Here is a 26100-nt window from a genome sequence, read left to right as displayed (position 1 = left end):
ATCATGAAAAACAAGGATATTGTTACGCACTCCTTGAAAATACTAATCAAGATACCAATGAAGGATGTGTTTTTAATGAATCCACAGCAACTAGGCATTATCGATATGGGATCAAACTCCATTCGTTTTGTTGTCTATGAAATAAATGAACTTGGCTGTATTAAAGAAATTCAAAACTTAAAAGTAGTAGCAAGATTGAGCAGTCATATAAATGAAAATGGCGAAATGACAAAACAAGGAATCACCGCCATCTTTGAAACGTTAGATCGATTTAAGGATGTCGCATCAAAATATGATCTCCGCGAAGTGCGGGGTGTTGCTACTGCAGCCATTCGGAATGCAACAAATCAGCAGGAAATCATGCAGCAAATTAAGGAGAACAGTGATTTTCCTATAGAGGTATTATCTGATCAAGGGGAAGCTTACTATGGGTTCTTAGCTGTTACAAACTCCATGAATGTTCAAGAAGGGATCACCATTGATATTGGTGGTGGAAGTACGGAGGTTACTTTATTTGAGAATCGAGAAATGTTGGATTTTCACAGTATCCCCTTTGGAGCTATTACATTGAAAAAGCAGTTTATAAAATCGGACCAGCCAACAAAAACTGAAATAGATACGCTTATATCGTTTTTACAGGAAGAGTTCTCCAAATTGTCATGGCTAAAGGATAAAAAATACCCTGTCATCGGTATCGGAGGAAGTGCCCGTAATTTGGCCTTAATCCATCAACAGAAAAACGATTACCCACTATCTGGTTTGCATCACTATGAAATGCAGTATGTAGATATAAGGGGAATTAATCAAGAGCTCCAAAGGTTGCAACAAGATGAACGGCGGAAGGTAGACGGATTATCAAAGGATCGTGTTGATATCATTATTCCAGCCATCACTGCGATTGAGGAGCTTGTTCGTTTTACAGGCTCAGAACAATTAATCATCAGTGATAAAGGTTTACGAAACGGGCTTCTGTATGAAATGTACTTACACCCTATGGGCATGACGCATTTCCCCAATGTTGCAGAAGAGAGCACCTACCAATTGTCCCATGATTATGCATTAGATTTTGAGCATCAAAAACGGATTTCCGTACTCTCGGCATATATTCACCATGAGATAAAATCCATATTGCCTACTTTGTTAACGAATGATGACTTGAAGCTTATGAAATTGGCCGCACGTATTTTTTACATCGGCGAAGCAATCCATACGGAATCAATCAGTCAACATACGTTTTATCTACTTACGAATAAAACAATTGAAGGTGTGACACATAGGGAAAGACTCATCATATCTCTCTTAGCGTCCTTTAAGTCTCGCTCCCAGCTTAAGCAATATTTAAAGCCTTACCAAGACTGGTTTTCTGAAAAAGAAAGAAGGAAATATGAAATCATGGGGGCAGTTTTAAAGCTATGCTACGGACTTGACCGTTCATATCGCAGCATCATTAAGGAAATTCATATAAGTGTAAAAAATGAAATGTGGGAGTTTCAAATTGGTTATACGGAGGATCCTTACTTTGAAGAGTTCTATAGTAACAAATATAAAAAGCATTTAGAAAAAGCTGTTGAGAAGGAAATTGAGCTAAAGTTTTATCCCCTAAACTAATCAAGCATGGTTGAACGAAATTAAAACGTTAGACATAGAAAGGGGGATTCAAAGTCATGGGATATGGAAATAAGCATTCCGTCGATCATCCTGAACACTTTAATAACCGGGAATTAAGCTGGCTCGGTTTCAATAAGCGTGTGTTGCAGGAAGCAATTGATGAAAGAAACCCACTCTTGGAGCGATTAAAATTTTTAGCTATTTTCAGCTCCAACTTAGATGAGTTTTTTATGGTCCGTGTGGCAGGTCTAAAAGATCAAGTAAAAGCTGGCTACGATAAGCCAGAAGAAACGACGGCAATGACACCAAAAGAACAGCTAATGGAAATAAGCCGCTACACTCACCATCTCATTACATTGCAGGACAGTTTATTTACAGATTCCCTCAAGCCCCACTTACATGACGCGGGGATCGAGCTATTAGAAATGGACGAGATTACACATGATCATTACAACTACTTAAGCAATCATTTTGATGAGTTTATAAAACCTGTGTTAACACCATTGGCCATTGATGCTTATCGACCTTTTCCAATGCTGATGAATAAAAGCTTAAACTTAGCAGTTACTTTAGAGAGCGATGGAAAGAAAATAACAGCTATCGTTCAAGTGCCAGCCGTACTTGATCGATATATCTCCCTCCCTCCTGTTCATCATCAAGATCGCTGCTATGTTTTATTAGAAGACGTGATTACGACTTTTATACACCGCCTTTTTAACGGAAACGTGGTTTCCACTATCTCTCCTTTCCGAATTACTCGTAACGCTGACCTAACTATTCATGAGGAGGGAGCTCAGGACTTACTTGTTGAAATTGAGAAGGAGCTGAAAAAACGGAAATGGGGCGCGGCAGTGCGTTTAGAAATTAAAAAAGGGGCAATCCCAGAAGATGATATCGACTATCTATCTAATGTGATGAATTTAGAAAAAGATGATATTTTTGAAGTAACAGGACCCATTGACTACACTTTTTTGACTGAGTTTGCGAAAACTTTATCAGAAGATCGCCCTGATTTAGTGTACAAGCCAACAACGTCGCGGCTTCCATTGGTGCTCCGCGGTGAGGAAAACATCTTTGATACTTTACAAAAAAGGGACATTTTTTTTCATCACCCATATGACTCCTTTCAGCCAATCATTGACTTAATGATAGCTGCAGCAAAGGACCCTAATGTGTTAGCAATCAAACAGACCCTTTACCGAGTAAGTGGAGATTCCCCAATTATTCAAGCTCTGGAAGAGGCGGCCCATAACGGAAAACAAGTGACCGTCTTAGTGGAGATAAAGGCACGATTCGACGAGGAAAATAACATTCAATGGGCAAAGAAACTTGAAAAAGCTGGCGTCCATGTCATTTATGGTATAACAGGACTCAAAACACATAGTAAAATTACATTAATCGTCAGACAGCACCACGATGAGATACAAAGATTTGTTCATCTGGGCACAGGTAACTACAATGACAAGACAGCAAAACTATATACAGATATGGGACTTCTCACAGCAAAGAGAACTTTCGGGGAAGATGCCACTAACTTCTTTAACCACTTAAGTGGCTATTCAGAAAAACCTGATTGGCATGAATTCTCAACAGCCCCCTTTGAAATTAGGGATACCTTTTTACAACTAATTCAGCAGGAAATTGAGCATCAAAAAGTACACGGTAACGGACATATTATTGCAAAAATGAATTCTTTAACAGATAAACCAATCATGTTAAAGCTATATGAAGCAAGCAATGCAGGAGTTAGAATAGATCTCATTGTCAGGGGAATATGTTGTTTAAAACCTGGTATACCTGGTGTAAGTGAAAATATTACTGTTAGAAGTATCTTGGACCGTTTTCTCGAGCACAGCAGAATCTACTGGTTTCATCAAAATGGCAAGGAGGCCACTTTCCTTTCTTCAGCAGACTGGATGACGAGGAATATGGAGAAAAGAATTGAGGTTCTCTTCCCTGTTTATGACAAAGGTATCAAGGAAAGAATTAAAAAAATCCTCCTAATAACACTCGCGGATAATGTTAAAGCAAGGATTCAACAATCAGATGGAAATTATGAATATGTAAATGTAACAAAAGAAGACTCCCCTATACAGAGTCAGCTTATTTTTACAAAAGATAGTTAATGAGGCTGGACATAACTAATGTCCAGCCTCATCCACCTTTCTAACTATCACTGACCATAAGCAAATATGTCATGATTTGCATTCTCTTGAATTAAAACAGCGTACCAGCTTTCTGCATGTCCATTTTCATTCACAAATTGTTCCAACCCATACATTCCACGATGATAAGCCGTCAGTGCATGATTCCAATCCCCATAGTGTTGATATAGAAAATCTAAGTAGACAACTGACAACTGTATGGAATAATACGGATCAAATAACAAAGCATCATCATATGGTAAGCCTGCCATGTCTGCAATCCAAGGGCCCGTATTTTTCATAAACTGTGCCAGCCCGTAAGCATGTCCATAACTAGTTTCTGGACCGACTAGTTCTGGATCAAAGGTACCTCCCGTTTCTACCTTTATCAGCTCATAAACAAGAAGTGGATCTATTTCCCTTCGCTCTGCTTCAACTGCTAAAAATAACGCCCAATCCCTATGGAATAAGCCTTCACTATCCTCATACGCGTAGTCTGCTACTAAGTTTGCATTCTCCCAATGTTGATATCCTGGTTCAACATCTTCTGGTATTTCATTCATATAGCCTTTCAACAATTCTTTGTTTAATGTTTTATTAAAATCCTCTTGAAGGTTATCTTTCTTTTCTTGTAGTATTTGGATTTCTTCTTTCATCGTTACATACTCATTGCCAATGGCAAAAACAAAGAAACTGAGGAAGGCTACTGAAAGAACTGCAATAATATATTTTAATTTCATGTTCTTTCCCCTCCTAATTTTTCATACAAGTAGCTATAATAACGTAAAACGATTAATACTGCAAACAGAAACTACTAAAAAGGGTAACCGCCATATAGTGACGGTTACCCTTTTCTATCTAATCATACTCATTTTGAGGTTAGCTTATGACTCTGTTAATTTTAGATGTTGATTTTTTGTTACAGGTACTCGCTTTCACGCAAGGTACAAGTGCGACATCTGCTCAACTTTCGCAGTGTCTTCTTTGCCGCGGGCGGCTGGTAAGCCTCCTCGATGCTTTGCATCTGCGGGGTCTTACCCCTGCCTTTAATCCCGCAGGAGTCTCTTACCTTCCACAAAAAATCAAAAGTGTTAAATATCAACATGATCATTTAACAGAACCTAAATTAAGCTTCTTAGCTATCATACACTGGCTTTCTAAATAACTTTGGAATGATCCCTTGTTTTGGTGAGAAGAATAGTGCCAATATAAACAATACAGATGCTACCAGTACGATAGATGCACCAGAGGCCACATCATATATAACTGAGAAGAACAGACCTGCTACTGCTGAGATGACACCTATCAATGCAGACAATATTAACATCACAGGAAAACGGTCTGTCAACAGATAGGCTGTTGCACCTGGAGTAATTAACATAGCTACTACAAGGACAATACCTACTGTCTGCAAGGAGGCTACTGTAACGAGTGACAGTAACAACATAAGCATATAATGGATGAATTTCACAGGTAGTCCGGACGATTTTGCCATCGTTTCATCAAACGTACTTAGTAATAACGGTCGATAGAAAATAATGACTGCAATCAACACAAAAATACCTATACCAAGAGTAATCCATAAATCCACTTTGGATACGGCAAGCACATTACCAAATAAAATGTGCCATAAATCTACACTAGTACCTTGAAGCCCCGTAATCATTACAATACCAAGGGCAAACATGGCCGTGAACATAATCCCTATTGCCGAATCTTCCTTTATTCTACTATTCTGGGAGATATAACCGATGGCTAATGCGGTTAAAACTCCTGTAATGACTGCCCCAATGAAGAAACTTGCACCAATCATATAGGCAATAACCACACCTGGCAAAACAGCATGTGAAATGGCGTCTCCCATTAATGCCATTCCCCTTAAAATGATATAACATCCTATGACACCACAGATGACACCTACTAAGACAGCCGCAGCCATAGCATTTTGTAAGTATGGATAACGCATCAGTTGATCAATAAAAAGAGTAATGTTATCTATCACGGGTTCACCACCACCAATTCTTGACCTTCTTTCATAAGGGAAGCACTACCGTGATACGCCTTTTTGATCAAATCTGTACGATATACATCCTTCACCTCACCTGCATGAATGAGCTCCTGATTTAACAACACCAGTTGGTCAAAATATTTTTCAACTTTACTCAAGTCATGGTGGATGACAAAAATTGTTTTACCTTCTTGCTTTAACGTGTGTAATATATCTACAATAATTTCTTCTGATTTCACATCTATACCAACGAAAGGCTCATCTAGGAAAAATAAGTCTGCATCTTGAGACAGGGACCTGGCAATAAATACTCTTTGCTGTTGACCACCTGAAAGCTCACCGATCTGACGATTAGCAAATTCCTCCATACCTACCATTCGCAATGCTTCAAATGCCCGTTCTTTATCCTTTTTACTTGCAATTTTGTACCATGGTATGTGCATGAATCTTCCCATTAAAACGACGTCTTTAACTAGCACCGGAAAGTCCCAATCAATGCTACTTCTCTGTGGTACGTAAGCAATATTTTTACGAATATCCTTTACTTTTTCACCAAAAAAGGAAACTGTGCCTTTACATCGCTCGAGACCTAGCATCGCCTTCATTAAAGTTGACTTACCTGCACCATTTGGCCCTATTACACCAACGATGGATCCTTTGTTTACGGTAAAACTAACATTTTTTAATGCCAGGTTACCATGATAGTGAACAGATAGACTTTTGACATCAACAGTCTCATGATAATCCATTATATTCCCCTCCTGCTCATGGAAAACACTTTTATTATAATTGATCTACTAACATATGGGATACTATATGTCGTACATGCAATGATTGTGAATGAATTCGATTTTTTTTACCAAGAAACAAAAAGTTGCCCTAAGTAAACTTTTTACTAATACTAATTATAAGGCCCTATTGGATTTTTTGCAATCAGCAAATGTGGAGAAATTAAAAAAAACTGCGGATTGGAGTTGTCCGCAGCTTTACATTATTATTGCAGTGGAAGAAAAACGGTGACTGTCGTTCCCTTTCCAACTGAACTATCAATTTTCAATTTTCCTTCATGCTCTTCAATAATGTGATGACATAAAGGTATTCCGATACCCGTTCCCTTTTCTTTAGTAGTGTAAAAAGGTTCATCAATCCTCGCCATCACCTCAGGAGGGATTCCAGGACCTTGATCAGTCAATTCAATTTCAAAATGATCGTCCTTTATCCTTGTCCGCACTTTAAACGTTCTGTTCCCCTTTTGTCCTTCATATGCTTCTACTGAATTTCGAAGGATATTTAGTAATACTTGCTTTATCATTTGTTCATTAATATAAAGCGTTGCATCTTCTTCATTAATGGAGTATGACAATTCAATATCGTGCAGCAAGCATTCAGAACGGAATATCATTAATAATGATTCCATCAGTTCCTTTGATTGATAATAATGCATATCAATCTTTTTCCGTGATACTGACAAGAAGTCTTCAATGATTTTATTCATCCTATCAATCTCTGTAAAAATCGTATCGTAATATTTCTCAATATTGTTCGAAAGCTTTGAAAGCTGGAGAAACCCTTTTATAACAGATAATGGATTCCTCAACTCATGTGCTACCCCTGCAGCAACTTGAGAAACTACCTCCATTTGCTGTTGAGCAGTTAAAAGTTGCTTAATACGCTCTTGAAAACTTTGATCCTTAATCACTATAAACAAAAAACCATCAAATTCAAATGCATTGACCAAGAGGCTAAAATCTTTCCCCCTAACAGTCACAATTTCAATACTTTTTGCTCCATCATTGATCCATTTTTCATAATGCTCATTTATCTGAAAGAAAAATGGTCCAGTAAAATCATGTAAAAGATATTGTTTATCTTTTTCCAAATTGTAACCAAATTTATAAGCGATCGTTCTCATTTCCTCATTCCAGTAACTTATCACACCATCACGAGAAATAGTGAACGTGGCAAATGGGAACTCTTCCGCAAAGCTAGTTAAGTCATTATAAGTATGTTTTTGATCACCAATAAGGATAATATTTTCCCCTCGAGTAGCTCCGGTTATTTCAAGTGGGTATGTTTCACCTTTAATCTCAAAGATAAATGCTCCTACTTCCTTCTCTGAGCTATGTTTAATTTTCTCGAAGAAATGATCAAATCTACCCCTTTCCTCTATAGAGAGGCCGTTGCTAAGATCATTCTTTAGAGCTTCCTTTACCTCATCTTGCTGTATGTATAGTTGAACTAATTCTTGATTTTTTGTAAAAACAAATATCCAATTGTTGGTGAGCTCGATAATATCGGCCAATATATCCTTCTCTTTGCTTGAGTTTAAATAATCTTTCAACATAGAGCTCCCCTTAATTTTCCATAATTTTTCTACAACTCATATTATACCTTATTTTCGACCTAATTTTGGAACATTTTTTATAAAAAGACATAAAGATGGTTAATAGAGGTTGAAAAACACATAAAATCCATTTTCTAAGGAGGCTTTACATTTTGAATCCTGTCATTCAGCAAATGGTCAATCAGAAGATTAGGAGCTTAAATGTAAAAGAGCTAATACGTCTTGGGAGAGAAAACAATATCTCCATCACCGTAAAACAGGCTAAAGAAATACTTAATATTCTTCAGGAACAGCCCTTCGATATTGGGAATAAAAAGTTAGTTCTAAACATCAATAAGAAATTAAAAAACTTAGACCCTGAATTGTACAATAAAGTAAGAGGCATCCTGAAGCCGTATGAAAAATATCTAGATTATTCCATCGACTAAGAATAGATTCTTACGATCGTTAACATGAAAAGGGCCAGCAAAAAGTATTATCTTTTTACTGGCCCTTTCATATTTTTTTTACATTAGCTTTTCCTTTAAATTCTCATCAAATGCTCTATTTTTTATCATTTCAATTTCAAGCTTATATGGTGCCTGTTTATTTTTCTTGTCTTCCCCCACATAAGGTGTTTCTAATATCTTTGGTACATTTTCGAAAAGTTCGTGGTATAAAACTCTTTCCAATGCATCGTATCCAATATGACCGAAGCCGATATTTTCGTGACGGTCTTTCTTAGCACCACATTCATTTTTACTGTCGTTGATGTGAAGCACTTTAATTCGATCAATACCAACTGTATCATCAAATTCCTTTAACACACCATCTAAATTATTTACTATATCATAGCCTGAATCATGAACGTGACATGTGTCAAAACAGACAGAAAGCAATTCATTATGCTTCACACCATCGATGATTTTAGCAATTTCATCAAAAGATCTACCACATTCTGAACCTTTACCTGCCATTGTTTCAAGGGCAATTTGAACGTCATGCTTGGGATCTAACACTTCATTTAGACCCTCAATAATTTTTTCAATACCCTTATCAGCCCCTGCTCCAACGTGTGCACCAGGATGAAGAACGATTTGCTTTGCACCTAATGCTGCAGTTCTTTCAATTTCGCTCCTAAGGAAATTGACACCAAGCTCAAAAACTTCTGGCTTAGTAGTGTTAGCAATATTAATAATATATGGTGCATGGACCACAATATTGGAAAGGCCATTCGCTTTCATATGCTCTGTACCTGTCTCAATATTTAAGTCTTCGATTTTCTTCCTTCGGGTGTTTTGTGGCGCACCTGTATAAATCATAAAGGTTGTTGCACCATAGGATACTGCTTCTTCACTAGCTGCCAACAGCATTTTTTTCCCACTCATTGATACATGTGATCCTAATAACATCGTTTACCCTCTCCCAAAACTTATTTTACTTTTTTCTGCGACTTTCAATGCGGCGTTGTCGCTTTTCTTCTTTTTCTCGCTTATATCGCGCTTTCTTTTTATAACCTGGCTTTACTTTCTGTGCCTTTTTTGAAATTGCCTTAGTAGGGCCTGTAGATGCATTATGTTTTGTCGTTGGACGAACACGTTTTTCAATCGTTACCCATTCATCGCCTTTAAGTTCTCGATTTATAAAAGTAATCCCTTGTTTTTCTAGCTTCGTAATACTATCTTGATCTTCCCTGCCATAGATGGTAACTGCAATGCCATCCCATCCCGCACGTGCGGTTCTTCCAACACGGTGAATGTAGTATTCCAGTTCCTGAGGAAGCTCATAATTTATAATGTGACTAATTCCCTTCACATCAATCCCTCTAGCAACGAGGTCAGACGCAACAAGATACTGAACCTCCGCGTCTTGAAGGCGCTTCATGACTTTTTTCCGTTGTCGAGGACTGATTCCACCATGAAGTAAATCTGCTTTAAGTCCAGCGTTTAAGAAAGCCTCAAATACTTCATCTGCAGCTTCTTTTGTATTTGTGAATACTACTGCCAAAAATGGATTTAATGACTTTGCAATTTTTACAACTATCTCTTTTTTATCCCTATCACGATCAGGAACAAGCCAATGCTCGATCTTTCGTGGTGAAACATCTTTTGGCTGAACCTCCACTTGTCTAGGGTTCTTCATATATTTCCGTAAAAACGGCTTAAGTTTTTCTGGAATTGTAGCTGAAAATACCATCATTTGCAGGTCTTCATCCATCCTGCTAGCAGCCCTGTCTACATCCTCAATGAATCCCATGTCAAGCATCTGATCGGCTTCGTCCACTACAAACATTTCCACATGACGAACATCCACTGCCTGGTTCTCTATCATATCTGCCACGCGCCCAGGAGTACCAACGATAATATGTGGCTGATGCTTCAGCTTGTCCATCATGCGTTGTCGATCAGTTCCACCAACAACAAGCTGCGAATGCAATTCCTCGTTGAATTTGATGAGTTTTTTTAATACATCAAATAGCTGAGACGCTAATTCTCTCGTAGGTGCTGTAATAACTGCTTGTGTTTCCTTTTTAGTTGTATCAATTCGATCAACAATAGGTAATAAAAAAGCAAGGGTTTTACCTGTACCCGTTTGTGACTGTCCAATTACATCTATTCCGTTTTTAATAGCTGGAATAAGTCTCTCCTGTATCTCAGTCGGTAATTCAATTCCCTGCTCCTTTAATGCCTCGATTAAAAAAGACTGTAATTGAAATCTTTCAAAATTATGGTTCATCTTGTATTATCCTTCCTTAAAACCTCATTTTCTCTTTACACTAACTATACATTTTAACATAAATATAAGAATTTTAGCCAATTTTGTCCAAAGTCATAAGTAATGTCACTTTAATGTCACTATTATTTTCTACAATATATAGGTGTGCCTATACCAAATTTCTTTATCTTGCATATACCTAACAGGAGAAGATCATGTATTGAAAGGATGGTCATGATGTTTGGACCACGCCCTTCTTCACCTCCTGGAAACTCAACTCCCCCTTTTGGCGGGGGACTTTTTGCGAGAGGAGCTGGAGGATTTTCACAACAAGGTGTACAACAGGGAGTACAACAAGGTATCCAGCAAGGAGCGCAAGCCTTTTCTAATGCACAAGCTCCTATGCAGGCCCCCCGTGGCGGCGGTTTGCTAGCAAGATTATTCGGTGGCGGTCGTAGAATGGCTGGCGCGGGGAATGCTGCCAATATGGCTAATGGAGCCATGAATGCTGCGAACACAGCTGGTGGAGCCATGAATACTGTGAACGCAGCGAGTGGAGCAATGCATGGGGCTCGTGCGGCAGGAGGTGCTGCTAATTTAGCCTCAGGGGCTGCTGGTGCTACTGGTGCTGCCTCTGCAGCTGGAGCTGCTGGTGGATCAGCCTTGGGAACTGCAGCGGCTGCGGCATCAACCGCTTCCAATTCAGGAAGTGCTATTGAATCCATCTTAGGTTTTGTTGAAAATGCTCAAAAAGCGTTAGAAACGGTCCAGCAAGTGGGACCCATGGTTCAGCAATACGGCCCTTTATTAAAATCGCTACCTCAGATGATGGAAGTATTAAACTCAAGCAATGATGATAATGACGCAGATAACGAAACCGAAGAAGATACTGAGTCAGATTCTGATGGAGAAGAAGCAGAATCAAGCGAAGATGAGGTAGATGACAAGGCTAAAGATCTTGAAGGGGATAAATCAGATTTAGAAGCTAACGATGATGATACTGAAAATGAAGATGTAACTGAAAAGAAAAAGAAAAATAAAGATATAGGGTCTAAAAAAAGTAATAACATAACTTCAAACACTAAGAAAAAAGATACTTCAAAGGGAAAAGTTTCTTCAAGTACGTCAGAAAAAAGTAGCAGTGTAAAGAAAAAGAAGAAAAGACAGACCAAGAGCACTACTGGAGAATTTCCTCAACCAAAACTTTACATCTAAGAAATCCAGTCACCTCTAGTGAATGACTGGATTTCTTTTAGTTATTTTCCATTGACTTATTTATATTTCCATAGTAAAATTTTAAATTTGCTTCCAAATATGATACAATAGAACTTACTATTGTATTGGAGGAATGCTCATGTTCAAAGTCGGTGATCACGTCGTTTATCCATATCATGGAGCTGGAACGATTCAGGATATTGAAGAGAAGGATATCCTCGGTGAAAAATTAAACTATTTCGTCGTTTTCTTTCCACTTAATCATGTAACGTTAATGTTACCTGAAAATCGCGTTAAAACTTCAGGATTACGAAAGATAATACAACCTAAGCAAATAGATGAGTTGGCAACTGCTTTAAAGCCGACTGAATCATCAACCTCCAAAAAGGATGCGGCACGACCTTATTCTAAGGAAAATGAAACATTGTTAAAATCAGGAGATATCATGGATGCAGCGATGGTAATCTCGAATCTCACTTCGAAAGAAGGAGAGCGTACAAACGGTTTGCACATGGAAGACAGAAAGAATTTAGATCGGGCAAAACAGTTTATCGTGAGCGAACTCATGCTTGTAAACGACCTTTCAGAAGAAGAAGCTTACCAGTTTATAACTGATAATTCAAAAGGTGCATAACATTTGGTCACTAAAAAGTCTTTCGTAATTAGCGAAAGGCTTTTTCTTTGGCTTTGTAGGACTTTGCTGTTGTTTCGCTGCAGGAATATCGGTTGAAGTAGGCATTCGGGCAATTAAATCGTGTTTATTTTACCTTTACAACTTGCGCACCAGTTCTTCGGGCAATTAAATCACCTTTTTTTTACCTTTACAATGACTGCACCATCGCTTTGGGCAATTAAACAAAGTTTATTTTATACCCTATCATTGTCAATTTACTCATTTTCACTTTATAATGGTAGTTAGATTGTTTATAAATATTGATTCACATAGAGGAGGAATCATGATGGATGTCATCAAAATTTCTCCGCGTGGCTACTGCTATGGTGTTGTTGACGCAATGGTATTAGCTAGACAGGCGGTTGAAAATTTAGATCTACCTAGACCAATCTATATATTAGGTATGATCGTTCATAATAAACATGTTACAGAAGCTTTTACAGAAGAAGGGATTGTTACTTTAGATGGACCAAATCGCCTTGAAATTTTAAAAAAGGTTGATAAGGGTACTGTCATTTTTACAGCACATGGGGTCTCTCCGGAAGTAAGAAAGCTCGCAAAGGAAAAGGGCCTCACAACAGTTGATGCAACTTGTCCAGATGTAACGAGAACTCATGACCTTATCCGAGAAAAAAAGGAAGAGGACTATGAAATTATTTATATCGGAAAAAAGGGACACCCTGAACCAGAAGGAGCTTTAGGGGTTGCCCCAGATATTGTACATCTAGTTGAAAATCAAGACGATGTAGACCAACTTAACATTACTAGTGAAAACATACTGATTACTAACCAAACAACGATGAGCCAATGGGATGTGGGACATTTAATTAATGCAGCCTTGAAGAAGTACCCTCATGCTGAAGTTCATAATGAAATATGTATGGCTACTCAGGTGCGTCAAGAAGCAGTTGCAGAACAGGCAAAACAAGCAGACTTATTAGTCGTTGTAGGGGACCCGAAAAGTAACAACTCGAATCGACTGGCGCAAGTTTCTAAGGAAATTGCAGGAACTCCAGCTTATCGCATCGCTAATGTAAATGAGCTTAACCTAGAGTGGCTCAAAGGAATTAGTAAAGTTGCCGTAACAGCGGGAGCTAGTACGCCGACTCCGATCACAAAAGAAGTAATCAGCTTCCTTGAGAAGTTTGATGAAGACGATCCACATACTTGGGATACAACAAGTACAGTAAAACTAACGAGAATTTTACCAAAAGTAAAAAAGAAAGCTTCCGCAAAATAGAAAGGGAAAGCAGTTTGGTCATCGGCCACATAGACAAAAACACTTAGCTGAGAATAAGGCAGCTAAGTGTTTCTTTGTTATTTATACATAAACGCATAAACAAAACAAAAAGATTTAAACAAATTGAAACGGATCTGTATGAAGTTTAGAAACAATCACTTCCGTATCATAATTCTTAGCCTCAATAAAAGCAGCAATCCTTTCTTTAACTGCCTGCTTCATGATTTTTTCCACATTATGCCCTGGATCTACTATGGCAAGTCCGTCCATCATGGCATCGTGGGCAACATGATAGTACATGTCACCAGTTACGTAAACATCAGCCCCTTTATATAAGGCACTAGACACGTATTTATTACCGTCTCCCCCAAGCACTCCAACTTTCTTTACTGGGCGATTTAAATCACCTACAACACGGGCTCCATCTACTTCAAATGCAGTTTTTACATGGCTTGCAAAATCACGAAGGGACATTTCCGCCGGTAGTTCTCCGATGCGCCCGAGTCCAAGGGGTTTGCCTGGATTCGCCATATCATAAATATCATAGGCAGGTTCCTCATAAGGATGGGCCTTAAGCAGCGCGCGTAACACTCTTTTTTCAGCTGATGCATAAAAAACGCTTTCTACCTTCACTTCAGGTACAAATTCCATTTTCCCCTGTTTCCCAATAAACGGATTCGTCCCTTCACCAGGCTTAAATGTACCTGTTCCATTTGTGTTAAATGTACAATGACTGTAATTGCCTATGTGACCCGCTCCTGCAGTTCCAATAGCTTCACGTACTGCGTCTGCCTGTTCTTCTGGAACAAAGACTACAAGCTTCTTTAATGGGTCTTCTGTGGTTTCTGATAAAACATCTGTATTTTCTAGACCAAGGGCTTCTGCCATTAAATCATTGACACCACCTGGTGCTACATCTAAATTCGTATGCGCTGCATATACCGTAATATCATGCTTTATAAGCTTCTCTATCGTTCTACCATAAGGTTGATCAGTACGAAGTGCCTTGATCGGCCTAAAAATGATTGGGTGGTGTGCAATAATAAGATCCACGCCAGCTTCAATTGCTTCATCTACTACAGGTTCAATCACGTCTAAAGCAACCATAACCTTCTTTACTTGTTTATTGAGTGTTCCTACCTGCAGTCCAATCTTATCCCCTTCCACAGCGTACGATTTCGGTGAAAAAGATTCAAACTCTTGAATAATCGCTTGCGCATTGGCTTGCTTCATGATAGTTCCTCCTTCAACCAAGTAATTTTCTTTTCAATATCACTTTGCTTACTCTCTATATTTGGTGCACTAGCTTCACTTAACTTTACTTTTATTTTTTCTAGCTGTTCATGTTCCTTTGTCCACTTTTCTAAAAATGCATTGTTTTTTTCAGAAGAAAGTTTTGGTCCAAGCCATACCTTTTTCTCTACTTCATTTTTGCCGTAGAGAAACAGCGGGTCACCAGGTTCTGCTACTAAAACCTCATAAATATGACCATCCTCTTTCAAAATTTCCTCATCAATGAGCTGCCAGTTATTTTCAATCAGCCACGCCCTAATACGGTCAGCAGCAATATTAGGCTGTAATATAAGCCTTTCTATGTATGTTAAATGTTCTTTTCCACCTTCTAGAATATCTGCAATGAGGGGACCGCCCATACCTGCAATAGTTACAGTATCGATAACTTCCCCTTCTAAAACTGCTAGGCCATTGCCTAATTTCGTTTTTATTTGTTCCTCATACCCATACTTTTTCACCTGGTTTTCCGCAGCCTGTAGCGGCCCTTTATTCACCTCTCCAGCAATGGCATAGTCAGCAATACCCTGACTGACTAAATAAACAGGTAAATATGCGTGATCTGATCCAATATCAGCTATTTTCGCTCCTTTATTTACATATGAAGCTACGGTTTCTAAGCGTTTGGAAATAATTAGTTCATTCATGATTTTCACCTATGTTCTAAATTTTGTCTTATATTCGAAGCTAACGAGAAATGGCGCATGGTATGCCATTCGAAAAAAAGAAGGATACGTTTATCCTTCTTTCCTCTTCATAGCTTATGTTATTCTGATTCTTCTAGTAAAAATTCAACAACAGCATCTAATTCATCGTTTGATAACTGTCCGAAAGCAGGCATTCCGCCATCTGTACCACCAGAGATGATAGTAGCGATGTCATCTGGACTCATTCGACCTTCTAGATCATTTAATGCTGGATTTCCACCCACACCAGATAAATCACCACCGTGACATGAAATACAGTTTTGCTCGTAAACATGTTCACCTAACTCATATGATGTTTCAAATTGCACTTCTTCAGCGCCATCTTCTCCAGCCATCTCACCGCCTTGATTTAAACCATAGAATGACAAGATAATGATTAAACCAATCCCTAACACAGCGGTAATGGCAAACGGATAAAGGGGTTTCCCTTTCATGATTATGTACCTCCTTTAACAAATGAAATAATTTCAATATTTGAACCCAACGCTTGTGCAATAGCAAAGCTATCACTAATTGTACTTTAAAAAACAATAATAGAAAAGTAAAATGAAATACACTGGAAAAGCTAAGAAGTTGTTTTTACATTGTGGAAGATCTCAATCATCTTTCTAGGATCATTTGTAATGATGGAATCCACTCGAAGCTTATGGCATTTCAGAGCTTCCTTTATGCTTTGAATATGATAAGTTCTTATCGGGATACCACTAGTACTCCATTTCCTATAAAACCTTGCTCCATAATAACTATGGCGGATATGGATCGCATCAGCGCCAACTTTGCTTAAATATTCCTTCGCCCTAAAAAAAGGGCTTTTCGTTAACAACGCTGTTTTTATACTTTGGTGCTTTTCTTTAATATACGATAGGTATGGAGGGTAAAAGGACGAGATTACAATATTATCTCCTAACTCCGAATTATCAATTAACCCCATACACTTATCAACAAAAGCATGATGAAGAGTTTTCTGTTTTTTCAACTCCACGTGAAGGGTTATTTGTTTATCTGTAGCCCAGTTCAAGACTTCCTCGAATGAAGGAATCTTTTCTCCCCTAAAAATTTCATGAAACCAGCTTCCAGCATCAAATTGCCGTAATTCATTAAAAGTAAAAGAGCTAACATAGCCACGCCCATTTGTTGTACGGTCTATTTTACTATCGTGAATGACAACTGGAACTTCATCTTTTGTAAACTGCAAATCAAGTTCGATTCCATCTACTAAATATGATGATGCAGAGTAAAACGCAGCCATCGTATTTTCTGGAGTATATCTTTTGTTACCTCTGTGGGCGATAATTTTCATCGATGAGAATAACACCTCTTCCCAAAATGCTGAAAACACAATCCTACACCACTATAATATCATTAAGCTATTTAATATCAAATTATTCATGGCCCATTTTTGCATGAAAAGATTTTTATAAAGTGATTTGCATTAGGGAGAAAAACTAAGTAAAATAAATACAAATGATAACGCTAACATTAAGAAAAGCGCAAGCGCCTATGGTCACGAGCGTAGGGCAGTGGAGGAATGACAATTAGAAGTCGCGCTTTTTAGACTTCTATTGTCATTTCGAAGTGCCCCGTAGCGAGTAGGCGCTGGAGCTAGACAATGTTTCGAAGAAAATATTTATTTTTCTAATCACTACTTTAAAGCGAAAGCGCCTATGGTCACGAGCTGCAAATAAAAAGCCTGACAAGGGAATGTCAGGCTCTCAATGTACTATTCTAAAAAGTCTTTTAACCGTTTACTACGACTCGGGTGGCGAAGCTTACGCAAAGCCTTTGCTTCAATTTGACGGATACGCTCACGAGTAACGCCGAACACCTTCCCAACCTCTTCCAGGGTGCGTGTTCTGCCGTCATCTAAGCCAAAGCGGAGTCTTAGTACATTTTCTTCACGATCAGTTAGTGTATCTAATACGTCTTCTAATTGCTCTTTTAATAGCTCATATGCGGCTGCATCGGATGGAGCTAGTGCTTCCTGATCCTCGATGAAATCACCTAAATGGGAGTCATCTTCTTCCCCAATTGGTGTTTCTAGAGAAACTGGTTCCTGAGCAATTTTGAGAATTTCTCGAACCTTTTCGGGTGTTAAGTCCATTTCTTTTGAAACTTCCTCTGGCGTTGGTTCACGACCAAGATCTTGAAGAAGCTGTCGTTGTACCCTAATTAATTTATTAATGGTTTCAACCATATGAACTGGTATACGGATCGTTCTTGCTTGGTCAGCAATGGCCCTTGTAATAGCCTGACGAATCCACCAAGTAGCATACGTACTAAATTTATACCCCTTATTATAATCAAACTTCTCAACTGCTTTAATAAGACCCATATTTCCTTCTTGAATAAGATCTAAGAAGAGCATACCTCTACCTACATAACGCTTTGCAATACTTACTACAAGTCTAAGGTTTGCCTCAGCTAAACGACGCTTAGCTTCTTCATCACCGTTTTCTATTTTTTTCGCTAAGTCAATTTCTTCAACGGCTGATAGAAGGGGTACACGCCCTATCTCTTTTAGATACATTCTAACAGGGTCGTTAATTTTAATTCCCGGAGGAACACTTAAATCACTTAAGTCAAATTCCGCTTCTTCTTTTTCTACTTGTTGAAGACTTGGAACCGCTTCTGTTTCATTAAGAATTTCAACCCCCTGTTCACCTAAAAATTCAAAGAACTCATCCATTTGATCAGAATCCTGTTCAAATGCAGCTAGGCGTTCCGTTATTTCTGCATAAGATAAATTCCCTTGTTTTTTCCCAAGTTCTAGTAATTGCTCTTTAACTTGATCGATGGTTAAATCACCTTCCGCCATTGGGCGTATCGGTTTCTCAGCCATGCGACCCCTCCTTCCTATGATTCAAGACAATAAAAACTATGTGTTTTTCAGTGTTTGCTCCATCTTTATGATATCCATTCCAATGGTGGCTGCTTTAAGATAGTCTTTTTCTTCTTCTGCTTTTTTCCTAGCCAGCTTTAATTTTTCAATTTCGAGCTTTTTAGGGAATTTCTTTATTTGGTTAAAATAATCTTCCAGCTCTTGCTCAGACAGATCATCCGCTATCGTCATCATCGCAATCTCTGTTGTAATTCGTTTTAAATCTTTATCCTCTAATTGTTCTATAAAAAGGGATGGATTAGGCTCGTACCCCTTACTATAAAAGGTATATAGATGAGCAGCTATGGCTTGATATTGATCTATATTAAATGCTCCCCCGACGCGTTCTTCCACTTGAAACGCAACACTTTTGTTCTGCAGCATGTGGGCTAAGAGCAATTTCTCCGCCGCTTCATGTGCAGGAAGTAGTTTCTTCTGTGCGGGGATATGCATTGTCTTTTGGATTGTTTTATTATTATCCTGTTTATCCTGCCGCGATTGTGATTTGTAAATTTGAACTTGTTCCTGCTTTAATGCTTCCAGGGATAATGAGAATTCTTCTGAAAGCTGTCTCAAATAATGATCACGTTCAACAGCATGCTTGAGCTTTGAAATCTCTTGAAGGATTCTTTGAATATAATCTAACCTTTGGCCTTCATCTTGTAAGTTTTTCCCACGTCTGAAATATTGAAACTTAAAACCCATTAATGTTAAGCTTTGACCAATAATGTCCTGCGAAAACCGTTCCACACCATTTTTTTGAATATAATCGTCTGGATCCATTCCATCAGGCAGCTTCGCTACTTTCACACGTATTCCTGTTCCCTCTAAAATTTGGGCGTTTTTAAAAGTAGCATTCTGCCCTGCATTATCGGAGTCATAGCATAAAATGACTTGATCAGTATTACGGCGCAGCATCTTCGCCTGCCCCTCTGTAAGGGCTGTGCCTAAAGTTGCAACTCCGTTGTCTATACCCGCTCTCCAGGCAGCAATAACATCAACATACCCTTCAAAAAGAACTGCTTCATTCTTTTTTCTAATGGACTTTCTGGCCTCGTGTATGTAATAAAGTGTTTCACTTTTATTAAATACACCAGATTCTGGGCTATTTAAATATTTAGGGTTTCCCTCCTTTAGAATTCGACCTCCAAAGGCAATGATTTTCCCTTGTTTATTCCAAATAGGAAACATAATTCTGTCACGGAATCGGTCAAAGGGCTTTTGATCAAATTCTCTGACTGAAAGCAATCCGCAATCCACCATTTCCGATAATGGGAGATTTCTTTTTTGTAAAAAATTCGTGAGAAAATCCCATGAGTTAGGTGCATAACCAATTTGAAATTTATCGATTGCTTCCTTCGTAAACCCCCGTTCTCGGAGGTATTCTCTCGCAGCCTTTCCTTCCTCTGTGGCAGTGAGGATATGGTGATAAAGTTTAGCAGCCAATATATGACCGTTATACCATTGGTTTAAGGTGTCATCTTCCTTTGATTGATTATCCCCTAAATCTACCTCTGGCAGTGATACATTTCCTTTATCAGCTACTTTTACAATTGATTCAACGAAAGATAACCCTTCTATTTCCATTACAAATGAGAATACATTACCTCCAGCTCCACAACCAAAGCAATGGTACAATTGCTTATCTTGTGAAACGGAAAATGATGGTGTTTTCTCCCCATGAAACGGACATAACCCAATAAGGTTTCTTCCTTGCTTTTTCAATTGAACATATTCACTAATCACGTCCACAATGTCTACGGATCTTCTGACCTCATCTACTTTTTCTTCCGATATACGTGGACTCACTTTCATTCACCAACCTTCGTATAAGGGATGGCGTATATAGTTTCGCCCTCTCCGTCAAAAATCCTGCTTAATTGACAAGATTTTTTCTAATTCTTTTAAAAAATTTTCCCGATCCTGCTCGGTAAGTTTTTTAGGTCCCTTAGATTTCCCTCCAGCTCGACGTTGTTTAGCAGAGCGATATCTAGAATCTAACAAGTAATCGATATTATGGTTGGTGATCCATTTCCCCCTTGATGTTAGAATTAGAACTCCCTTTGCTAATAGTAGGCTTGATAAACCAAGATCGTCCGTTACTGCTAGATCTCCAGAATGAACTAAATTTGCAATCTTCAAGTCTGCAGCCTCCCTATCTTGGTCAACAAAGATTTGCTTGACTAAAGGAGGAAAATCTTCTTTTCGCACATGTGCATAAGATGACACAAAAGTAACTTGGACTGAATATCTTGATGCTGCCGAAATAATTTCTTTAACTACAGGACAAGAGTCTCCATCGACAAAAATCTGTTTCATTTCTTTTTGCATAGTTCTTAATTCTACATCCTTTGAAAGAATCCTTCTTCCTATTTCATTAGAATAAATCCCATTTACTATCTTTACCAAAATAAAAAGAAAAAGTCTTGACATTTACAATTTATTTGTTCTTTTTTTAATTTATGCTACTATGTAATGAAAAGTTATGATTAAATCACAATATTTCATTATATAGTATCAACTAAAGTTACGCTAGACATATGCCCAATAAAATATACATATTTTTTAATTTTTTCTTTATGTGAAAAATTTATGACAATTTTTCAAACAAATAGCATGACAACACTTACCAAATAAAAAAATAAAAAGAAATACAGAAAATATTCTTTCTGCATTTCTTATTTGAAAACGCATATACTTTTTTTACTTACTTTTCTCTTTATTTTTCCGAACCATGTGGTTGATAATGTTCGCAGTCTCTTCCACTGCTTTGTTCGAAACATCAATGACATTACAACCGATTCGGTCCATAATCTTATTGGCGTACTCAAGTTCCTCTGTTATGCGGTCAAAATTAGCATAGCTTGCTTCTTCCTTTAATCCTAATGATCTCAGACGTTCGGCACGTATGGAGTTTAACTTATCAGGACTAATTTTTAAACCAATTACCTTTTCTTTAGGAATCTTAAATAATTCCTCTGGTGGATCCACTTCCGGTACTAGAGGTATATTTGCTACCTTCAGTCGTTTATGGGCAAGGTATTGCGATAGTGGTGTCTTAGATGTACGTGAGACACCAATTAACACGACATCTGCTCGCAATACTCCTCGAGGATCCCTACCATCATCGTATTTTACAGCAAACTCTATTGCCTCTACCTTACGGAAGTAATCTTCATCCAATGTGTGCATTAAGCCTGGTTCATTACGAGGCTTCCCCTCAAAACTGCTTTCAAGCAAATCCATCATCGGACTCAATATGTCGCAAATAGGTATATCTTCTTTTTTTGCTTGTCCTAGTAAATGCTCCCTCACTTCTGGGACAACGAGGGTAAATGCAATGATTCCCCCGACTTCTTTTGCCTGAGCAACAACCTCATCAACAGTTCCTGTATCCTCGACATAAGGTATACGTCTAATTTTCAGGTTCGTGTCTAAATACTGGCTTGCGGCTGCCTTCACAACCATTTCCGCTGTTTCCCCAACGGAGTCAGAAACTACATAAACAATTTGTTCTGTATCCATCTCCAACAATAACGGCTCCCTTCCAGCTGTTAATAAAATTCATCCAAAGCAATCTGCACAAATGCTTTCGTAATATTTGTTTTTGTGATTCTTCCTACTACTTCATATTTCGTTTCCCCACCGACGTTCACTTCTTTCACAATCGGTAATCCATCAATTTGCTTATTAATTAATTGATTTGCTATATCCACGACATAATCATCTAATTTACAAGTAGTAATGTTAGGCATTCTCGTCATGATGATGCTTACAGGAATAGATTCTGTATCCTGTTTCCCCATGCTAGCCCTCAACAAATCTTTTCGCGATAAAACACCTACGAGGTATGACTCACTGTTGACGACAAATAGGGTGCCCACATCCTCTAAAAACATCGTGCATATTGCATCGTAAACAGACGCTGATTCATTCACGACTACTGGAATTGACTGATAGGCCTTTACTGTTAATTTCTTAATTCGCTCCGTTAGTAACTGTGAACCAGTTTTCCCAGTAAAAAAGTAACCAACGCGAGGCCTAGCATCCAAATAACCTGCCATCGTTAATATGGCTAAATCGGGACGCAGTGTCGCTCTCGTCAAAGACAGCCTTTCAGCAATCTGCTCACCTGTGATTGGGCCATTATCTTTAACTATCTGTAATATTGTCTCTTGCCGTTTATTCAGTTCGATTATCCTCACCGCCCTCTGTACAAAGACACTTGAATATCTCCATCTCTCTCATAATAACCATTATACCTCATTACAGTTCCCACAGAAATGATTCCTATTTATTCATCCCCATGAAAAACAATTGCTTGAAACTCAGCAAAGCTGGTTATTAGACGGGACGTTTCGTTCATTTGCGATAACCTATTAGCTTTAACCGCTTCGTTTTCGTCCATGACCATGATATTATCAAAATAAGCATGGATCGCAGGCTCCAACGCCGTTAACTCACCGTAAGCTTCTACAATTTCCCCTTGTTGCAAATGCTTAGTGAACCTCTCTTCTACCTCTTTTGTTAAAGTATAAAGATTTCGCTCTTCTTCTTTTTCAAACAAGCTTTCATCAATCTGTAATTCATCATTCTGTGCTTTTTTAGCGATATTAGTTACCCTACTAAAGGCTTCAACAATCTTTTTGAAATCTGAACTAGTAACTTCATTCATTAAAAACTTTGCTTTTTGGAATATTTCTTGAATTTTTCCAAGGTCAGCATTTAGGACAGAGTCAACTACATCGTACCTGACTCCTTGATCTTGTAATAAGAACTTTATTCTCAGTTTAAGGAATTCCCCTAAGTCCTCACTCACTGCCTCTAGAGATCGTTTAAGAAGACCTCTCTTTTCAGTAAGGTGAATTGCTTCTTCAAATAAATCTAGTAAGTTTAGCTTCCAACCATGGCTTAATAGGGTTTGAACGACACCAGCTGTTTGTCTCCTTAATCCATGTGGGTCCTGGGATCCAGTAGGAATTAGACCAATACCGAAGCTAGTCACAACTGTATCGATTTTATCTGCAATACTCACAACCGCCCCTTCAACAGTTTCAGGTGGGTTATCACCAGCTTGTTTAGGAAGATAGTGTTCATAAATTGCCTTTGCCACTTCTGCCTTTTCTCCTGCCTTTAATGCGTAAACCTCACCCATTCTACCTTCCAATTCAGGGAATTCCCCAACCATATGTGTTACAAGGTCAGCTTTGCTTAAGTGGGCAGCACGATCTACATTTTTACTCGTTTCGTCATCTAGACCTATCTTATTTCCAATGACAGAAGCTAGATCCTTAACTCTACGAACTTTATCACCTATTGATCCGAGATCTTTGTGATAAACAATCGTTTCAAGTCTATTTAGACCGCTTTCCAACGGTTGCTTTAAGTCTTCATTGTAAAAGAATTCCGCATCTGCTAAACGAGCGCGTAGAACCTTTTCATTTCCTTTTTGCACATTTTCTAGATGACGGTGATCACCATTTCGAACTGTGACGAAGTATGGCAATAGTTCACCTTCTTCGTTAAGGACAGGAAAATATCGTTGGTGCTCACGCATTGATGTGATGAGTACATCAGATGGAACAGATAAAAATCTCTCATCAAAAGCACCATTAAGTACAGTAGGGTACTCAACGAGATTATTAACTTCCTCGAGTAACTCCTCATCAATCGGAATATTCCATGCTTCTGAAGCAGCTAGTCTCTCAATTTGCTTACGTATAGCATCTTTTCGTTCCACTGGGTCTACGATTACATATTCCCCAAGGAGCTTTTCTCTATATTCTTCAGGCTTTTCAATCACCGTATCATTACCAAGAAAACGGTGGCCCCAAGTCTTTTTATCTGTGTTCACATCGGTGATTTCAAACGGAATTACTTCATTACCTAATAAAGCAACAATCCATTTTATTGGGCGAACATATCGTAATTGATGTGTTCCCCATTTCATATTTTTCGGAAAATTAAGTCCCGTAATAACCTCTTTTAAGTCCGCAGCAAACAGCTCTTTCGTTGATTTTCCTTCGATGTGCTTTTTGACAAACACATACTCTTCCCCTTTTAACTCCTTGAAAAAGAGGTCATCTACAGAAGCTCCCTGCCCCTTTGAAAAACCAATAGCTGCCTTTGTCCAATTCCCGTCACTATCCTGCGCTATTTTTTTAGATGGACCTTTCGCTTCCTCAACAATATCATTCTGTTTTTGATCTAAGTCATGAATAACAAGGGCAAGTCTTCTAGGTGTAGAAAACCTCTCTACTTTTTCATAGGCAAGTCTGTTTTCTTTAAGCCAAGCTTCTACGTTATCTCCTAGCTGATTCATTGCATCAGTCACGAATCGCGCAGGCATTTCCTCTAAACCAATTTCTAATAAAAAGCTTTGTTTACTCATTTATCTCACCCACCTCTTTTTTTATCATAGGAAAGCCTAATTTTTCCCTTGCATCGTAATATTCTTTCGCGCACTTTCTCGCTAAGTTTCTAACCCGTCCGATATATCCTGTTCTTTCCGTGACAGAGATAGCTCCTTGTGCGTCTAATAGGTTAAAAACGTGTGAGCATTTTAATACATAGTCATACGCAGGAATAACAAGTGATTCTTCAAGTGTTCGAATAGCCTCTTGTTCATAAGTAGCAAATAAATTAAAAAGCATCTTACTGTCAGCAACTTCAAAGGAGTACTTAGACTGTTCATACTCGTTTTGTAAAAACACATCGCCGTAAGTAAATCCGTTTACCCATTCCAAGTCATAAACGTTTTCCTTATCTTGAATATAAGAAGCCAACCTTTCAAGACCATACGTAATCTCAACAGCTACTGGGTTTGCATCTAGGCCTCCAACCTGCTGGAAGTATGTAAATTGTGTAATTTCCATTCCATCAAGCCAGACCTCCCATCCTAATCCCCATGCAGCTAGCGTAGGTGCCTCCCAGTTATCCTCAACAAAACGAATATCGTGCTTTTCTGGATCAATGCCTAATTGCTTAAGACTTTCCAAATACAATTCTTGAATATTGTCAGGAGAAGGTTTCATTATCACCTGAAATTGATGATGCTGGTACAACCTGTTTGGATTTTCACCATACCGACCATCTACAGGACGGCGAGATGGCTCCACATAAGCTACATTCCATGGTTCTGGACCAATACTGCGTAAAAAGGTCATAGGGTTCATTGTCCCTGCTCCTTTTTCCACATCATATGGCTGTAGTACTAGACAGTTCTGGTCAGCCCAAAACTTTTGTAAAGTTAAAATCATATCTTGAACATTCATCACGATACCTCCATCGTATTTTTAA

General features: G+C 38.4%; 23 protein-coding genes. 6 read left to right on the top strand and 17 right to left on the bottom strand.

Features of this window, described 5'->3' with window-relative positions; translation table 11 throughout:
- Positions 1 to 3: 3 nt before the first annotated feature.
- Complete coding sequence (ppx, locus tag BW724_RS08465) at positions 4 to 1608, top strand: exopolyphosphatase (RefSeq protein WP_235848928.1); 1605 nt, start codon at positions 4 to 6, stop codon at positions 1606 to 1608.
- Between the two features lie 56 nt (positions 1609 to 1664).
- Complete coding sequence (locus tag BW724_RS08460; RefSeq protein WP_088074813.1) at positions 1665 to 3734, top strand: RNA degradosome polyphosphate kinase; 2070 nt, start codon at positions 1665 to 1667, stop codon at positions 3732 to 3734.
- A 47-nt stretch (positions 3735 to 3781) separates the two neighbouring features.
- Here BW724_RS08460 and BW724_RS08455 read toward each other — a convergent pair whose 3' ends face one another.
- The 4 genes from BW724_RS08455 to BW724_RS08435 all read right to left on the bottom strand — a co-directional run bounded on the left by BW724_RS08455 (position 3782) and on the right by BW724_RS08435 (position 8101).
- A complete protein-coding gene (locus tag BW724_RS08455; RefSeq protein ID WP_088074812.1) occupies positions 3782 to 4492 on the bottom strand; it encodes a lytic transglycosylase domain-containing protein in 711 nt (236 codons plus the stop codon).
- 395 nt (positions 4493 to 4887) lie between these two features.
- Positions 4888 to 5718, bottom strand: a complete 831-nt coding sequence (locus BW724_RS08445) for a metal ABC transporter permease (RefSeq protein ID WP_246596226.1) — start codon at positions 5716 to 5718, stop codon at positions 4888 to 4890.
- 32 nt (positions 5719 to 5750) lie between these two features.
- The gene (locus BW724_RS08440) at positions 5751 to 6509 is read right to left on the bottom strand and encodes a metal ABC transporter ATP-binding protein (protein ID WP_088074810.1); all 759 of its coding nucleotides are present in this window, start codon (positions 6507 to 6509) and stop codon (positions 5751 to 5753) included.
- Between the two features lie 245 nt (positions 6510 to 6754).
- Entirely contained in the window at positions 6755 to 8101 is a 1347-nt protein-coding gene (locus BW724_RS08435) for a two-component system sensor histidine kinase NtrB (protein WP_176371345.1), read from the bottom strand.
- Positions 8102 to 8256: 155 nt separating this feature from the next.
- On the opposite strand from BW724_RS08435, the gene BW724_RS08430 reads away from it, so the two are divergent.
- A complete protein-coding gene (locus BW724_RS08430; RefSeq protein ID WP_088074808.1) occupies positions 8257 to 8532 on the top strand; it encodes a DUF2624 family protein in 276 nt (91 codons plus the stop codon).
- 78 nt (positions 8533 to 8610) lie between these two features.
- Here BW724_RS08430 and BW724_RS08425 read toward each other — a convergent pair whose 3' ends face one another.
- Complete coding sequence (locus tag BW724_RS08425; RefSeq protein WP_088074807.1) at positions 8611 to 9495, bottom strand: deoxyribonuclease IV; 885 nt, start codon at positions 9493 to 9495, stop codon at positions 8611 to 8613.
- Between the two features lie 25 nt (positions 9496 to 9520).
- Positions 9521 to 10819: a DEAD/DEAH box helicase gene (locus BW724_RS08420; RefSeq protein ID WP_088074806.1), complete on the bottom strand. Its 1299-nt coding sequence runs from the start codon at positions 10817 to 10819 to the stop codon at positions 9521 to 9523.
- A 216-nt stretch (positions 10820 to 11035) separates the two neighbouring features.
- On the opposite strand from BW724_RS08420, the gene vrrA reads away from it, so the two are divergent.
- The 3 genes from vrrA (at position 11036) to BW724_RS08405 (ending at position 13926) form a co-directional block, all read left to right on the top strand.
- Entirely contained in the window at positions 11036 to 12013 is a 978-nt protein-coding gene (gene vrrA / locus BW724_RS08415; RefSeq protein ID WP_176371344.1) for a VrrA/YqfQ family protein, read from the top strand.
- Positions 12014 to 12152: 139 nt separating this feature from the next.
- Positions 12153 to 12647 (top strand): CarD family transcriptional regulator, encoded by a 495-nt coding sequence (locus BW724_RS08410; RefSeq protein ID WP_088074804.1) that lies wholly within the window; start codon positions 12153 to 12155, stop codon positions 12645 to 12647.
- A 325-nt stretch (positions 12648 to 12972) separates the two neighbouring features.
- On the top strand, positions 12973 to 13926 hold the full coding sequence (locus tag BW724_RS08405) for a 4-hydroxy-3-methylbut-2-enyl diphosphate reductase (protein ID WP_088074803.1): 954 nt from the start codon (positions 12973 to 12975) through the stop codon (positions 13924 to 13926).
- A 114-nt stretch (positions 13927 to 14040) separates the two neighbouring features.
- On the opposite strand, the gene BW724_RS08400 is transcribed toward BW724_RS08405, so the two are convergent.
- The 11 genes from BW724_RS08400 to glyQ all read right to left on the bottom strand — a co-directional run bounded on the left by BW724_RS08400 (position 14041) and on the right by glyQ (position 26075).
- A complete protein-coding gene (locus tag BW724_RS08400; RefSeq protein WP_417891442.1) occupies positions 14041 to 15162 on the bottom strand; it encodes a Nif3-like dinuclear metal center hexameric protein in 1122 nt (373 codons plus the stop codon).
- Positions 15156 to 15863 (bottom strand): tRNA (adenine(22)-N(1))-methyltransferase, encoded by a 708-nt coding sequence (locus tag BW724_RS08395; RefSeq protein ID WP_088074801.1) that lies wholly within the window; start codon positions 15861 to 15863, stop codon positions 15156 to 15158. The genes BW724_RS08400 and BW724_RS08395 overlap by 7 nt, the downstream gene beginning before the upstream one ends.
- A gap of 119 nt (positions 15864 to 15982) precedes the next feature.
- Entirely contained in the window at positions 15983 to 16357 is a 375-nt protein-coding gene (locus BW724_RS08390) for a c-type cytochrome (RefSeq protein WP_088074800.1), read from the bottom strand.
- Positions 16358 to 16488: 131 nt separating this feature from the next.
- Complete coding sequence (locus BW724_RS08385) at positions 16489 to 17223, bottom strand: glycerophosphodiester phosphodiesterase (RefSeq protein ID WP_088077779.1); 735 nt, start codon at positions 17221 to 17223, stop codon at positions 16489 to 16491.
- 420 nt (positions 17224 to 17643) lie between these two features.
- Complete coding sequence (gene rpoD / locus BW724_RS08380; protein WP_088074799.1) at positions 17644 to 18762, bottom strand: RNA polymerase sigma factor RpoD; 1119 nt, start codon at positions 18760 to 18762, stop codon at positions 17644 to 17646.
- A gap of 36 nt (positions 18763 to 18798) precedes the next feature.
- The gene (dnaG, locus tag BW724_RS08375; RefSeq protein ID WP_235848927.1) at positions 18799 to 20616 is read right to left on the bottom strand and encodes a DNA primase; all 1818 of its coding nucleotides are present in this window, start codon (positions 20614 to 20616) and stop codon (positions 18799 to 18801) included.
- A 48-nt stretch (positions 20617 to 20664) separates the two neighbouring features.
- The gene (locus BW724_RS08370; RefSeq protein WP_088074798.1) at positions 20665 to 21132 is read right to left on the bottom strand and encodes a YaiI/YqxD family protein; all 468 of its coding nucleotides are present in this window, start codon (positions 21130 to 21132) and stop codon (positions 20665 to 20667) included.
- 372 nt (positions 21133 to 21504) lie between these two features.
- Positions 21505 to 22326, bottom strand: coding sequence for a pyruvate, water dikinase regulatory protein (locus BW724_RS08365; RefSeq protein WP_088077775.1), 822 nt, complete (start codon positions 22324 to 22326; stop codon positions 21505 to 21507).
- Between the two features lie 29 nt (positions 22327 to 22355).
- Positions 22356 to 23006 (bottom strand): transcriptional regulator CcpN, encoded by a 651-nt coding sequence (locus BW724_RS08360; protein WP_088074797.1) that lies wholly within the window; start codon positions 23004 to 23006, stop codon positions 22356 to 22358.
- An 89-nt stretch (positions 23007 to 23095) separates the two neighbouring features.
- Complete coding sequence (glyS, locus tag BW724_RS08355; protein ID WP_088074796.1) at positions 23096 to 25192, bottom strand: glycine--tRNA ligase subunit beta; 2097 nt, start codon at positions 25190 to 25192, stop codon at positions 23096 to 23098.
- Positions 25185 to 26075, bottom strand: a complete 891-nt coding sequence (gene glyQ / locus BW724_RS08350; RefSeq protein ID WP_088074795.1) for a glycine--tRNA ligase subunit alpha — start codon at positions 26073 to 26075, stop codon at positions 25185 to 25187. The genes glyS and glyQ overlap by 8 nt, the downstream gene beginning before the upstream one ends.
- Positions 26076 to 26100 lie beyond the last annotated feature (25 nt).

The organism is Litchfieldia alkalitelluris (genome assembly GCF_002153425.1).
Classification (GTDB): Bacteria; Bacillota; Bacilli; order Bacillales; family Salisediminibacteriaceae; genus Evansella; species Evansella alkalicola.
Note: the sequence above shows the minus strand (reverse complement) of the source record. Positions and strands in the feature narration are given on the sequence as shown.

Excerpts from the sequence above, each read along its gene's own strand:
- glyQ (WP_088074795.1), bottom strand. The coding sequence starts at position 26,075 with ATGAATGTTCAAGATATGATTTTAACTTTACAAAAGTTTTGGGCTGAC.
- BW724_RS08405 (WP_088074803.1), top strand. The coding sequence starts at position 12,973 with ATGGATGTCATCAAAATTTCTCCGCGTGGCTACTGCTATGGTGTTGTT.
- ppx (WP_235848928.1), top strand. The coding sequence starts at position 4 with ATGAAAAACAAGGATATTGTTACGCACTCCTTGAAAATACTAATCAAG.
- BW724_RS08420 (WP_088074806.1), bottom strand. The coding sequence starts at position 10,819 with ATGAACCATAATTTTGAAAGATTTCAATTACAGTCTTTTTTAATCGAG.
- BW724_RS08410 (WP_088074804.1), top strand. The coding sequence starts at position 12,153 with ATGTTCAAAGTCGGTGATCACGTCGTTTATCCATATCATGGAGCTGGA.
- BW724_RS08440 (WP_088074810.1), bottom strand. The coding sequence starts at position 6,509 with ATGGATTATCATGAGACTGTTGATGTCAAAAGTCTATCTGTTCACTAT.
- BW724_RS08365 (WP_088077775.1), bottom strand. The coding sequence starts at position 22,326 with ATGGATACAGAACAAATTGTTTATGTAGTTTCTGACTCCGTTGGGGAA.
- BW724_RS08370 (WP_088074798.1), bottom strand. The coding sequence starts at position 21,132 with ATGCAAAAAGAAATGAAACAGATTTTTGTCGATGGAGACTCTTGTCCT.
- BW724_RS08455 (WP_088074812.1), bottom strand. The coding sequence starts at position 4,492 with ATGAAATTAAAATATATTATTGCAGTTCTTTCAGTAGCCTTCCTCAGT.
- rpoD (WP_088074799.1), bottom strand. The coding sequence starts at position 18,762 with ATGGCTGAGAAACCGATACGCCCAATGGCGGAAGGTGATTTAACCATC.
- vrrA (WP_176371344.1), top strand. The coding sequence starts at position 11,036 with ATGTTTGGACCACGCCCTTCTTCACCTCCTGGAAACTCAACTCCCCCT.
- BW724_RS08395 (WP_088074801.1), bottom strand. The coding sequence starts at position 15,863 with ATGAATGAACTAATTATTTCCAAACGCTTAGAAACCGTAGCTTCATAT.
- BW724_RS08385 (WP_088077779.1), bottom strand. The coding sequence starts at position 17,223 with ATGAAAATTATCGCCCACAGAGGTAACAAAAGATATACTCCAGAAAAT.
- BW724_RS08425 (WP_088074807.1), bottom strand. The coding sequence starts at position 9,495 with ATGTTATTAGGATCACATGTATCAATGAGTGGGAAAAAAATGCTGTTG.
- BW724_RS08460 (WP_088074813.1), top strand. The coding sequence starts at position 1,665 with ATGGGATATGGAAATAAGCATTCCGTCGATCATCCTGAACACTTTAAT.
- BW724_RS08445 (WP_246596226.1), bottom strand. The coding sequence starts at position 5,718 with ATGCGTTATCCATACTTACAAAATGCTATGGCTGCGGCTGTCTTAGTA.
- glyS (WP_088074796.1), bottom strand. The coding sequence starts at position 25,192 with ATGAGTAAACAAAGCTTTTTATTAGAAATTGGTTTAGAGGAAATGCCT.
- dnaG (WP_235848927.1), bottom strand. The coding sequence starts at position 20,616 with ATGAAAGTGAGTCCACGTATATCGGAAGAAAAAGTAGATGAGGTCAGA.
- BW724_RS08390 (WP_088074800.1), bottom strand. The coding sequence starts at position 16,357 with ATGAAAGGGAAACCCCTTTATCCGTTTGCCATTACCGCTGTGTTAGGG.